Annotated in this window: 9 protein-coding genes; 4 read left to right on the top strand and 5 right to left on the bottom strand. The window is 58.8% G+C overall.

What is annotated here, in order from left to right:
* The first annotated feature begins 201 nt into the window (after window positions 1–201).
* Genes B9Z51_RS07910 through B9Z51_RS07900 form a run of 3 tightly spaced genes read left to right on the top strand, consistent with a single transcriptional unit; the run spans window position 202 to window position 5605 of the window.
* Window positions 202–2307: an ATP-dependent endonuclease gene (locus B9Z51_RS07910; protein ID WP_108374853.1), complete on the top strand. Its 2106-nt coding sequence runs from the start codon at window positions 202–204 to the stop codon at window positions 2305–2307.
* Between the two features lies 1 nt (window position 2308).
* On the top strand, window positions 2309–4147 hold the full coding sequence (locus tag B9Z51_RS07905) for a UvrD-helicase domain-containing protein (RefSeq protein ID WP_108373464.1): 1839 nt from the start codon (window positions 2309–2311) through the stop codon (window positions 4145–4147).
* Window positions 4148–4192: 45 nt separating this feature from the next.
* The gene (locus B9Z51_RS07900) at window positions 4193–5605 is read left to right on the top strand and encodes a DUF2130 domain-containing protein (protein ID WP_108373462.1); all 1413 of its coding nucleotides are present in this window, start codon (window positions 4193–4195) and stop codon (window positions 5603–5605) included.
* A 36-nt stretch (window positions 5606–5641) separates the two neighbouring features.
* On the opposite strand, the gene B9Z51_RS07895 is transcribed toward B9Z51_RS07900, so the two are convergent.
* A complete protein-coding gene (locus tag B9Z51_RS07895; protein WP_233254879.1) occupies window positions 5642–6646 on the bottom strand; it encodes a hypothetical protein in 1005 nt (334 codons plus the stop codon).
* A 116-nt stretch (window positions 6647–6762) separates the two neighbouring features.
* Between B9Z51_RS07895 and B9Z51_RS07890 the strand changes: the two genes are divergently transcribed.
* Window positions 6763–7857, top strand: coding sequence for a DNA glycosylase AlkZ-like family protein (locus B9Z51_RS07890; protein WP_108373460.1), 1095 nt, complete (start codon window positions 6763–6765; stop codon window positions 7855–7857).
* A gap of 58 nt (window positions 7858–7915) precedes the next feature.
* Here B9Z51_RS07890 and B9Z51_RS07885 read toward each other — a convergent pair whose 3' ends face one another.
* Genes B9Z51_RS07885 through B9Z51_RS07870 form a run of 4 tightly spaced genes read right to left on the bottom strand, consistent with a single transcriptional unit; the run spans window position 7916 to window position 11972 of the window.
* Window positions 7916–8509, bottom strand: coding sequence for a 3'-5' exonuclease (locus tag B9Z51_RS07885; RefSeq protein ID WP_108373458.1), 594 nt, complete (start codon window positions 8507–8509; stop codon window positions 7916–7918).
* 18 nt (window positions 8510–8527) lie between these two features.
* A complete protein-coding gene (locus B9Z51_RS07880; protein WP_108373457.1) occupies window positions 8528–10201 on the bottom strand; it encodes an FAD-dependent oxidoreductase in 1674 nt (557 codons plus the stop codon).
* Window positions 10202–10232: 31 nt separating this feature from the next.
* Window positions 10233–11090 carry a dioxygenase gene (locus B9Z51_RS07875; RefSeq protein ID WP_108373455.1) on the bottom strand — a complete coding sequence of 286 codons (858 nt, stop codon included), beginning with the start codon at window positions 11088–11090 and terminating at the stop codon, window positions 10233–10235.
* A 12-nt stretch (window positions 11091–11102) separates the two neighbouring features.
* Window positions 11103–11972, bottom strand: a complete 870-nt coding sequence (locus B9Z51_RS07870) for a fumarylacetoacetate hydrolase family protein (protein WP_108373453.1) — start codon at window positions 11970–11972, stop codon at window positions 11103–11105.
* Window positions 11973–12017: the final 45 nt, after the last annotated feature.

The raw sequence follows: 12017 nt of genomic DNA, 5'->3' as shown, positions 1-12017 counted from the left end.
ATATGCTTGTGTGAACTTTTTTCGCATATATTTTGGCTTCTCTGATCTCCCGCGACTTTCTGTTTCAACTCACGCAGGCTGAAAACGCCGATGTGGTCGCAAATTGCGACCACCTGTGCGGCATAAACGGCTTTGGCAGGAACTTAGGGCAATGACTAGCCCATAGATGTTTAGCACACCACAACAATGATGAGGATACGTATGAAGGTCAGTAAAGTTGCCATTAGAAATTTCCGCCGACTAGAGAACGTTCAGATAGACATCGAAGAACGCGAGTCAATATTCGTTGGACCTAACAACAGCGGAAAGACGTCTGCCACTGCAATATTCCGATGCTTTCTTGGCGGTCGCGAGTTCAAGATTCACGATTTCTCGGTAGCCAGAATGGCAGATTTTGATACCTTTATTGCCACTGGGGATGCTGAGCACCTGCCGAAAATTAGCCTTGATTTGTGGTTCACCATTGATCCCGAGAGCATTGCATTCGGCAGGGTTTTCACTTTGTTGCCCAAGCTTTCCGACTTCACTCGCGTCGGCATTCGACTGTCGTACGAGATACAGGACGCAAAGAAGTTACGCGAGCAATATGAATCCGCCTACCCCACCCAGGAAGATGGGACGCGTGCAAGGGCGTTGGCGCAATATCTTTCGCTCGACGGTAATCTAGGTCGCCATTTTGCGGTTCGCTATTTTTCGCTTAATGAAAAGTCAATAGAAGGGGCCCTTCCCGAGATTGTGGCGAGTGAGCTTGAGTCTGACGAAGGCAAGCGACTCCTGAAGCATCTCATTCGGGTTGAGTTCGTTGATGCACAGCGCAACATCAACGATGACGACAGTAGCCGTAGCAATCGGCTTTCGTCGGCCTTTGCCTCCTTTTACCGGAAGAACCTTGAGCAAGTTGGACATGCAGCGGATGCTCACAGTGTGATCGATGCGAACAACAAGCTGCTAACAGACCATTACGCCAAGCAATTCGACCCATTGATAAGGCTGATCAAGCATCTTGGCGTACCGTCGATTAACGATCGTGAATTACGCATCATTTCCTCGCTCAGCCCTGAAACTGCATTGCGTGGAAGCACTGAGCTGCTCTATGTTGATCCCAGCCGAGAGCATGAACTGCCCGAGCTTTACAACGGTCTTGGCTTCAAAAACCTGATCTACATGGCTATTCAGGCTCGGCATTTCCATTCTCAGTGGGTGATGACCAAAGAGGACAGACCACTATGCTTGATGATCTTTATTGAAGAGCCAGAGGTCCATCTTCACGCTCAAGTGCAGCAGACCTTTATTTCAAACATTTGGGAGGTAATCAACCAGTCCGCTCTGGAATCAGGTGAATCTGGTTTGGTGCCGCAGCTCGTCGTCACAACACACTCCTCTCATATTATGGAAGCGGTGGCTTTCGAGAAAGTTCGATACTTTCAACGATGCAACAGTGAGGGCGAGGTGGAAGCGCCAGGCATCCGCAATGCGTCTGTGGTTCGTAGCCTTCGAGCGTTCCAGCCAGAGGCTGAGGAAATTGAAGGCAAGCTGATATCCCCTTCAGAATCGCTAGCTTTTCTCAAACGCTATCTTCGTCTCACCCACTGCGACCTCTTCTTCGCCGATGCGGCCGTACTTGTTGAAGGGGCGGTCGAAAAGCTCCTCATGCCTTACATGATTGAGCGCACTGCGAAGCGATTGCAGTCCACGTACCTCACGGTTTTGGAGGTGGGTGGAGCTTATGCTCACCGTTTTGAAGGCTTGCTCAGCTTCCTTCACATTCCTTATCTCGTCATCACGGATCTGGACTCAGTAGTGCCGACTGGATATCAGACTGCCTGTCGGGCGGACGTGGTTGGCGCGCGAACCTCCAATGCCTCCCTTAAAAAGCTGTGTGCGCAATCCACTGTCGACGGTTTGATTAGACTAACCTCGGCGGACAAGCGCCACTCCGCAAAAGATCGCTGCATTGCGTTCCAGACCGATATTCAGGTTGTCGATGGTGCCGATAGTGCGAAGCTCCGTCCCCGCACCTTGGAAGAAGCGATCGTTTACGAGAACTTTGGGTTGTTTCGAGCCGGCACGCTGTCCATCGGGGTTGAAATACTGAAACCACTCCAAGACGCTTATGAATGCGTCTACAAACGAATTCAATCCAACGATTTCAAGAAGACCGATTTCGCCATGGATATCTTGGCGTGCGCCGAGGAATTGATTGTCCCCAACTACATTGCTGAAGGGTTGCATTGGCTTGAAGAGCGGCTGTGTCCGCCGAGCACCACAACTGTTTCACTAGGCGCTGCGACGACGGAGGCTGCTTAGTATGGCGACCCGTGTAGAAAGCGCAGCGGATGCGCAGGTTCAAAAATGCCTACAAGAGCATCGCAGCTTCGCAATGATTGCTGGCGCGGGTTCCGGCAAGACAAGCTCGCTGGTCGAGGCTCTGAGCCGAATCCGTGATCGCGAGGGGAGTGTCCTCAAAAGGCAAGGTCAACGTATCGCCTGCATCACTTTTACTAAGCGAGCGGTAGAGGTGATCAAGACTCGGTTGGGGTTCGACAACATTTACTTAGTTTCAACGCTTCACAGCTTTCTGTGGGGACAGATCAGCCGCTTTCACGAAGATATTCGGGTGGCGCTGCGAGAGAGTCGCATCCCGGCCCTTATAGAGAAAGCCAAGGAAGATGACAACGGAGGGAAGAGCAAAAAAGCATTGAAGGCGCGCGCAAAGATCGAGCGACTTACAGAAGATCTTGCAGCTATCGTAAAAGTTAAGTTTTTCGAATATGCCGACACAAACTTCAGCGATTACGGTGAAGGCCAGATTGGTCATGATGACGTCATTGAGATTGCGACCTACCTGTTTGCAAAAAATGCCACATTCAGACGGATCACCGGCCTTCGGTTTCCATACATCTTTGTCGATGAAGCCCAGGACACATTTGAAGGCATCGTCGCCGGTCTCAATTTAGTAGGTGCTGGCAGCGGACTTCCAGTGATTGGTTATTTTGGGGATCCATGGCAGCAAATTTACGACCGAAGCGCAGGGGACTTTGCACCACCTGAAGGTGGTGAGGTCATCACGAAGACCGAAAATTTCCGCTGTTCGCAGAGTGTCATCCGGCTTTTAAACGCCTATCGTGATGACGTCGAGCAATATGCCGCTGGCGCAAATAAGACTTGCGAAGGAAGTGTCGAATTCCTGCTAGTTCAAGCGGAGGAGCCAACGGAGCCTCGCAAGCGCTATTCAGAGGACCAGATTGAGCGCGCGCTAGCGCGAATGGACGCTGCGATCGAGGGCTGGGGGTGGACCGGACGAGATGACGTCATGAGACTCTTCCTAGTGCGTCAAATGATCGCGCGGCGGCTGGGCTTTGCCGATCTGAACCGACTCTTCACTGGTGAATATGCCTCGTCTCGCGCACAGGATGCTTTTGAGTCCGGCGAGCATTTTCTTCTAAAGCCTTTTCTTTCTACTATTTGCCCGTTGATCGCGGCCCATGAGCAAGGCGACGCCCGAATGGTTATTAATTTACTCCGGCGCGAAAGCCCGGCGTTCGCAGCAGACGGATTCAATGCAGAAAAGTCGCTGAAGGTTATGGTCCAAACCTCAAGCGCATTGGTGAGTCAATTGCAGGCTTTGTGGCGTACCGAGACGATAGGTGCCGTTCTTCGTTTCTGTATTGACAATCAGATCGTCCAACCCTCTGAGAGGCTAAGTGAGCATCTCGACCGCGCGCCTCGAGACGAGGCGTTTGATGAAGATCTTCACAGTCTCGACAAAGGAGATTGGCTCGCGGACTCGCTAATCCAAATGCCTCCCGGGCCAGTGGCTCACTATGCTGAATACATTGCCAACAACACTGCCTACAGCACCCAACATGGAGTGAAAGGCGAGGAATATGAAAAGGTCATGGTTGTCTATGACGATGTCGAGGCCGCTTGGAATAATTACAGCTTCAACAAAGTCCTGACGCCGCTGACGGCCGGCAAGCCTACTGACAGGCAGCTCTCCATAACTCAGAAGCTCGCCTATGTATCGTTCTCGCGCGCGAAAGAGGATTTGCGAGTACTCATGTTTACCGCTAACCCTGAAGACGCGCGGACTGAACTCATCAACAGTAAGCTACTCATGCCTGATCAAATTCGCATCGCAGCGTGAGACTCTGATTTATTACAACCTGTACGGACCAACATAAAGTTTCCCATGCACGAAATCATCTGCCCCCACTGCCACAAAGCCTTCAAGATCGACGAGGCGGGGTACGCCGACATCCTCAAGCAGGTGCGTGATGGCGATTTTGACAAGCAGTTGCACGAGCGGCTCGAGTTGGCCGAGCGGGAAAAGCGCGACGCAATTGCCTTGGCCGAGGCCAATGTCACCAATGCGCTGCAAAAAACAGCGGCGGCCAAAGACACGGAGATTCAGGCGCTGAAAGCCCAGCTGGATGCGGGCGAGGTGGCGCGCAAGCTGGCGGTTTCGGAGGCCTTGGGCACGGTGAGCAAAGAGCGCGATCAGTTGGCCAACGAGCTGAAGACCGAACAGGAGAGAGCGCGCAACAGCAGCCAAGCGGCAGCCCAGTTGGCCGAGGCCAAGCTGGCCCATGCGCTGCAGGCCGAAGCCGCCAAAAAGGACGCCGAAATTCAGGCGCTGCAAGCCAAGCTGGAGGCCACCGAGACAGCGCGCCAATTGGCTGTGAACGAGGCCGTGGGTGTGGTCGCCCGAGAGCGCGATGGCTTGAAAAATGACCTCAACCTGATTGCTGTGAAAAACCAGCTGGAAGAGAAAGCCATCAAGGAGCAATACGCCTTGCAGCTGCGCGACCGTGATGGCGAGATTGCGCGCCTGCGCGACATGAAGGCGCGGCTGTCGACCAAGATGGTGGGTGAAACCCTGGAGCAGCACTGCGAAATCGAGTTCAACCGCATCCGTGCAGCCGCTTTTCAGCGGGCGCATTTTGAGAAAGACAACGACGCCCGCAACGGCAGCAAGGGCGACTACATTTTTCGCGACGCAGACGAGTCGGGTGCCGAGATCGTCTCCATCATGTTTGAGATGAAGAACGAAAGCGACGAAACGGCCACCAAGAAGCGGAACGAAGATTTTCTGAAAGAGCTGGACAAGGACCGCACGGAAAAGGCCTGCGAGTACGCGGTGCTGGTCTCCCTGCTGGAGCCGGAGAGCGAGTTGTACAACAGCGGCATCGTGGATGTGTCGCACCGCTACCCCAAGATGTACGTGGTGCGGCCGCAGTTCTTTGTGCCCTTGATCACGCTGCTGCGCAATGCGGCTTTGAACGCGATGAAGTACAAGTCCGAGCTGGCCTTGGTGCGCTCGCAGAACGTGGACATCACCAAGTTTGAAACCCAGCTGGACGAATTCAAGACGGCGTTTGGGCGCAATTGGCGTCTGGCCTCTGAGGGCTTTGAAGAAGCCGTCAAGCGCATTGACGAAGCGATCAAGGACTTGGAAAAAACCAAGGAAGCGCTGCACAAGTCAGCCAACAATTTGCGCCTGGCCAACGACAAGGCCGACGACTTGACGATCAAGAAGCTCACACGGGGCAACCCCACGATGGCGGCCAAGTTTGCAGAGTTGCCAGGGAAAAGCCCCGACTGAGACGGCGTAGCGGGCGCTGGAATTTGCGCTCAGTGCTCAATGCGCCCCGAGGTAACACCCCTCAGCTCGCTCCCCATCCACTTCATCACCTTCTTCGCTGCACAGCGCAGCAATCAAGGCTTGGTCTACCACTTGGCCGGGTAGCAGCAGTTCTTCATTCGTCCAGCGCTTGACCAAATGGCCATTGGCCACGCCGCCGGTGTGGGGGGCTTGGTAGGCGCGGCGGTGTTGCATGGTGATGCCGCTGTTGGCGTTGGCGATGAAGCGGCTTTCACCCAAGGCCCAAGGTTCAAAGTAGGCATTGGCGGCGGCATCCACTTGGCGAAAGTAGCTGCGTGCGCCTTCGGCGTTGAGCTTTTTGCGCACGGTGCGCGTGATGAGGCCTTGCAAGTGGTCCAGCGCGGCATAGTCCATCATGTTGATGGTTTCTAGGCGCATGTCTTGCCCAGCCAGCGCCGACGTGGCGGCCAGCTCGGCGGGCAGCACTTGCACCATGGCTTTGACCACATCGTGGTGCGGTGCTACGGCGGTGGCCACGCCGCGTGTTTGCGGCTGGATGGGGCAGCGAATCTCGACAAAGCGTGGCTTGACGGGGCCTGTGCAGCCGTCGTGGTGGTAGTACTCGCCTTGGCTCAGTCGCCCTTTGCTGGAGCGCCCGCGCACGTCGCGGTAGGTGGGGTGTGCTGTGTGCACATTCAGGCAGACCACCAGGCCGGTGGCATCGACCAGTTGGTAAAAGGCCTCGCGCCATTCGGGCAAGAGCAGTTGGTCGTGCAGGTAGTCGCTGGGCGCTGTGCTTTCTTGGCCCACTTCGCCTTCGATCACCAACACAAAGGGCTTGGGCCTGCGCACGCGCCACAAGGCGTTGGCAAAGTTCAGCACTGTGTGGCTGGTTTCAGGGGTGGTTGCGGCGCTGTGGCCCGTGGGGTTGGACATGGAGGACATTTGCTGGAGGGAGGGCTTGGACAGCGAGCTTTGAATTGGCGGCAATTTTAGGGCTTTGGGCTCGTAGATCAGGGCTGGGCGCAGGGCAGTGCGCATGGCCGTTGCCCGCATGTGCCGTCAGCCCGTAAGCCCGTAAGCCAGCATCACTATCCACGAAAAATCAGAGGCCATCAGAGTGTTGCCCTGCTGGTTTGTGCTGCATCATCCCCCTTATGCCTGCACCTTTAATCCACCTGAACCAACTGCGCCGCCATGCCGTGGCCCGCAGTCTTTTTGGGCCCACGACGCTGCCCAAGGCTTTGCAGCGGCTGGGCTTTGTGCAGGCCGATCCTTTGCGTGCGCCTGCGCGGGCGCAGGATTTGACGCTTCGCCACCGCGTGGCCGGGTATCGGGCGGGCGATCTGGAGGTGCGCTACGCCAGCCTGGATGTGGAGGAGGACTTCTTCGTCAACTACGGCTTTGTCAGCCCCGATGTGCACCACCTGATGCACCCGCGCACACCCCGCATCGTCTGGTCTGCCATCCGCATGAAGCAGGCCGCCGAGGTGCTGGCGTTTGTGCACGAGCGGGGCGTGGTGCGGCCAGCCGAGGTGGATGCGCACTTTGACCACGGCACAGTCACCAACTGGTTTGGGGGCAACAGCCGGGCCAGCACGCAGTTACTCGACGGCATGCATCACCGGGGCCTGTTGCGGGTGGCGCGGCGCGAAGCGGGGCAGCGCCTTTACGCGGTGCGTGAGCCGCAGCCCCGCGTGTTGAGTGACGAGGCGGCGATGGACGCGCTGGTGGATGTGATCGTTGCCAAATACGCGCCCCTGCCTGCCGCCAGTCTGGGGCAGTTGGTGGGTTTGCTGTTGGGGGGCGGTGTGCCGCAGTGGCGCGGGCTGCGTCAGGCTGTGTTGCTGCGTGCGCGCTCAAGACTGCCCAGCGCGGAGGTGGATGGCGTGACCTGGTATTGGCCAGACGGCGAAAACCCGGCGTCGCGCCGCCATACGGTGGACGAGCAGGTGCGCTTGTTGGCACCTTTTGACCCGGTGGTGTGGGACCGTCGGCGCTTTGAACTGCTGTGGGGCTGGCCCTACCGTTTTGAGGCCTACACCCCGGCCGCTCAACGCGTGCGCGGGCACTATGCCTTGCCTTTGCTGTGGCGCGATCAGGTGATCGGCTGGGCCAACCTGAGTGTCAAAGACGGTGTGTTGACGCCCGATGTGGGTTATGTGGCGTCAGCGCCCCAAGAAAAGGCGTTTGCATCGGCGCTGGACGAAGAGTTGCAGCGCATTGCGGGGTTTTTGGGCTTGACGCCCTGAGACGGTTGAGGAGAAGACACGGCGCCTTTACCGCACAGCCCAAGGATTCAAGCCGTGTTCAAAGCCCCAGCGCCTGCCAGACCCGAATCGCCGCATAGGCATCGTTGGCCGCATAAATCAGTTGCGCTTCGCTCAAGCGGGCATTGGCCCAGTTGCTGGTGGCGGCTTTTTTGGATTTGATGAAGCGCTGGTTGAACAGCACCGCCACTGCGCCTTTGACGCCCATGTCTTTGCGGTAGCCGCGTTGGTGGAAGACGGTGTTGAGCTCCAGGATGCCTTGGGGCTCGATGCCCAGTTTGTGGATGATGCGTTTTCGGTCATCGCCCAGACCAAACCCGGCTTTGGCAATGCCGCCCAAGGCCAGCAACTGTGCAGCCACAGCTCGGCAATCGGGGTCGTGCAGCTGAAAAACCCAAGCCCGCTCGGCTGTAGACAGCTGCAGGATGTGTGGCCCGTCAGACGCTTCGCCCACCTTGAAGGTGGGCTTGGACTCGGTGTCAAAACCCCAAGCCCGTGCCTGGGTCAGTTGGTCGTAGGCATGGCTGGCCTGTGCGCCCGTGCACACCAAGGTGATGCGGTCCAGCCCCAAACGTTCAAATGGCGGGAGGAGGGCGATGGCGTCTTTGTCGGGCGTGGGCAAGCGTGCGTTCATGTGGAGGCATTCGTGGTGTCAGGCACGCACTGTAGCGCCTGCTCCGAGCACTTGCGCCAACACGGCCTGGGCTGCTTCAGTGTGGTGCCCGCGCCAGGCCACGATTTGGTCCGGGCGGATCAAGACCATGGGCGCTTCGTAGAGTGCCAATATCTCACTGCTGGGCTGGTGCACCACTTTCAAATCCAGGCCCATGGACGCGGCAACGCTTTCAAATGCGGAAGTGTCGGCACGGTCAGGGCCCAGCACCAGCAAGGTCCATTCGGTGTGGAAGGTGTCAAACAGCGAGCGGCCGTCTGGCAGCCAGGCGTGGGGTGGTCGGCCACCCGGTGTGGCGCAGGGTGTATAGCTGTTGGCGGCATCGGGCGGCGCGGTGGTGCCGTCGCCCACGACGATGGGGCTGCTGTCGTAGCGCCCGCCAAAGGTCACGCCGGGGATGTTGAACTCGCGGCGCACATGGCCATTGAGGTAATCCGAAGCCACGGTACGGGCTTGTTCGCCTGGCGGGCTGGCGTCTTCGAGTTCGGGCGCGGCGTCGAACAAGCCAATGGAGTCGGCAAACTGCCGCGCATAGCCCGTGTTGCGCACGGCCAGCGCATGGCGCTCGAGGTGGTAGCTGTCCAGCAACTTCGCAGGGGCCACGCCCTTGAGCACGCTGGCCAACTTCCAGCTGAGGTTGACGGCGTCTTCAACCGCCGTGTTGTAGCCCAAGCCGCCTGTGGGGGTGAAGAGGTGCGCTGCATCACCACCCAAAAACACGCGGCCTTGTTGAAAGGACTCTGCCACCAGGGCGTGGCCGGCCATCCAGGTGGCCATGGACAAGATCTCGATGTCGATGGGCTGCCCAAAGGCCTGCGCAAACAAGCGACGCGCATCGGCCTCGGTCAGGGCTTCGGTGGCGGCGTCGTCGGCCATCTGGATGTGGAAGGCAAACTCGCTCACGCCGTCCACCGACATGATGAATGCACGCAACTCGGGGTTGACCACCACGTACATCCAGGCGCGGTCATTGGGGTTGCGGGCATAAAAGTCGGGGGCATTGAGGTAGACCGCCAGCATCTTGCCGCCCATGAACTTGCGCTTGAACCCGGTGGCCCCGCCCCAGGCGATGCCCAGCTGGTGCCGCACCCTACTGCGTGCACCGTCAGCGCCGACCAGGTAGTCGGCTTTCACGTTCAGCGTTTGCCCACCGTTGACCGAGGCCACAAGGGCCTCGATGCCGTCGCCCGTGTCGGTGAACTGCTGCAGTTGCCAGCCGTAGCGCATTTCAATGCTGGCTTGCTGCTGCGCATGACGGTGCAGGCAAACCTCGACGTATTTCTGTGAGACCCGATGCGGCAACTCGGCCGCGCTCCAGGAGCCCGACATGTTCTTGATGGCTTGCGGCGCGGCCGCCGCTGTGGGCAGGCGAAGTCGGGCCAGTTCGGTGCCTGCAAAGCGGGTGAGGTAGGTGATGTCGGTGGGGTGGTCCGGTGGCAGGCCCATGCTCCGAATTTCGTGTGCAAAGCCCAGACGCCTGAAATGCTCCATGGTCCGTGCCTGGGTTGCATTGGCCTGCGGATTGAAGGCTGTGCCGGGTTTGGCGTCCACCAGCAGGCACGAGATGTTGCGTCGCCCCAGCTCATTGGCCAGCATGAGTCCGCAGGGGCCACCGCCAGCAATGAGCACTTGGACCGTGCATTTGTTCGTCATGGATGAGGTGCTTTCTGGTGGCTGGGTATCGTCAATCTTCGCGTGCCAGCCGGATCGGCAGGTCCACGCTCAGGTAGTTGGCGGGCAGGCCCATGCGCTGGGCCGTGGCCGCGTCGGACGCGGGTGTGAATGGGCGAACCAGCGAGGCGCGCACGCCAAAGACGGCGTCTTTGTCCACCCAAGGATCGGCTTCGTCAAAGACTTCGGTGATCAGGCTGCGGTGGCCGGGCGCTTCGACAATGATGTGGAAATGCGCCGGCCGCCAGGCGTCTCGGCGCGACACGCGCAGCAACTCGCCCACCGGGCCGTCGGTGGGCACCAGGTAAGGGCGGGGGCGGATGGTGGCCAGTTCAAAGCAACCATCGGCTTGCACTTTGATCTGGCAGCGCAGATTGTCTTGGGGCTGGCTGTCGTCGATTTGCCAGTACATGCCGTTGTCGGCGTTTTGCCAGAAGTCGATCGTGGCGTTGGCCAGGGGTTGGCCATCGATGTCGGTCACACGCCCTTGAATCAGCACAGGCTCGCCCGCGTTGTCACGGATCAAGTTGCTGCCGTTGTCCACCCAAGGCGAGCCCCGGGTATGAAAAGGCCCGAGCACGCTGCCCTCGGTGGCGCCGGGCCGGGCGGCCAGCAGGTCCACCAGAGATGACAAGCCCAGCACGTCAGACAGCAGGGTGAACTCGCTGCGCGAGGGGCTGCTGATCTCGGCCATGCGGTGCAAAAAGGCGATGCCTTCGCGCCATTCGTCGTGGCTCAGGCCGGTTTCGGTGGCAAAAGCGTGCAGGTGATGCACCAGGCGGTTGACCAGGTGGCGCTGGCGTTCATCGTCGATCTGGGCAAAACTGCTTTTGACCGTGTCCGTCAGGTTGTCTCGGGTGATGTTTTTCATGGCAGGACGGGTTCAGGCGGACAGCAGTCCGACTGGGTTGCTCAAAATGCCGATGCCTTCGATGTCGATCTCAATCGTGTCGCCTGGCTGCATCCACACGGGGGGCTTGCGGGCGTAGCCGACACCGGCTGGGGTGCCCATGACGATCACGTCGCCGGGCTCGAGCGTCATGCAGGCCGACATCATGGCGATCGTCGGAGCCACATGGAACACCATGTCGGTGGTGGAGGCGCTTTGCATGACCTGGCCGTTCAGGCGCGACTCGATGTGCAGACCCACGCATCCCGGGGGCAGTTCATCGGCGGTCACCAAGCAGGGGCCAAAGCCGCCGGTTTGGTCAAAGTTCTTGCCCACGGTCCATTGGGTGGTTTTGCGCTGGTAGTCGCGGAAGGTGGCGTCGTTGAAACAGGCATAGGCAAACACCGAGTCCAGTGCCTGGTCCTCGCTCACGTTGCGAGTGGTCTTGCCGATCACCAAGGCCAGCTCGGCCTCGTAGTCGAGTGATGTGGAGATGGGCGGGATTGGGATGGTGCCGCCGTGGGCCTGCAAAGATGACGGGCCACGGAAAAAGATGGTGGGGTAGTCCGCCACCTTGTTGCCGCCTTCGGCCGCGTGGTCGTGGTAGTTCACACCCAGGCAGATGATCTTGCTGGGGCGCGGCACGCAGGGCAGCAGGCTGACCTGTGCCAGCGGCGTGGCGGTGGCGCTGGCCGCGCGTTGGGCGATGCTGGCCATGAGCGTCGCGTTGCCACTGGCTTGCGCAAAAAAGTCGTTGATGCTGGCGGGCGCGTTGTCCATGCACTGGCGCATGTCGACCACGCCTTGGCCTAGCAAGACGCCGTAGCGTGTCGCTTTGTCGTGGGTGTAGCTGATGAGTCTCATGGTGGCTTTCTTTGGGATGGTGGTGGGGTTTGGGATCAGTCCACT

This window comes from Limnohabitans sp. T6-5, from assembly GCF_003063315.1.
Lineage (GTDB): Bacteria > Pseudomonadota > Gammaproteobacteria > Burkholderiales > Burkholderiaceae_C > Limnohabitans_A.
Note: the sequence above shows the minus strand (reverse complement) of the source record. Positions and strands in the feature narration are given on the sequence as shown.

Bases quoted from the DNA above. Each gene is read 5' to 3' on its own strand.
- B9Z51_RS07885 (WP_108373458.1), bottom strand. From the start codon at position 8,509: ATGAACGCACGCTTGCCCACGCCCGACAAAGACGCCATCGCCCTCCTC.
- B9Z51_RS07875 (WP_108373455.1), bottom strand. From the start codon at position 11,090: ATGAAAAACATCACCCGAGACAACCTGACGGACACGGTCAAAAGCAGT.
- B9Z51_RS07895 (WP_233254879.1), bottom strand. From the start codon at position 6,646: ATGCGCACTGCCCTGCGCCCAGCCCTGATCTACGAGCCCAAAGCCCTA.
- B9Z51_RS07890 (WP_108373460.1), top strand. From the start codon at position 6,763: ATGCCTGCACCTTTAATCCACCTGAACCAACTGCGCCGCCATGCCGTG.
- B9Z51_RS07880 (WP_108373457.1), bottom strand. From the start codon at position 10,201: ATGACGAACAAATGCACGGTCCAAGTGCTCATTGCTGGCGGTGGCCCC.
- B9Z51_RS07910 (WP_108374853.1), top strand. From the start codon at position 202: ATGAAGGTCAGTAAAGTTGCCATTAGAAATTTCCGCCGACTAGAGAAC.
- B9Z51_RS07900 (WP_108373462.1), top strand. From the start codon at position 4,193: ATGCACGAAATCATCTGCCCCCACTGCCACAAAGCCTTCAAGATCGAC.
- B9Z51_RS07870 (WP_108373453.1), bottom strand. From the start codon at position 11,972: ATGAGACTCATCAGCTACACCCACGACAAAGCGACACGCTACGGCGTC.
- B9Z51_RS07905 (WP_108373464.1), top strand. From the start codon at position 2,309: ATGGCGACCCGTGTAGAAAGCGCAGCGGATGCGCAGGTTCAAAAATGC.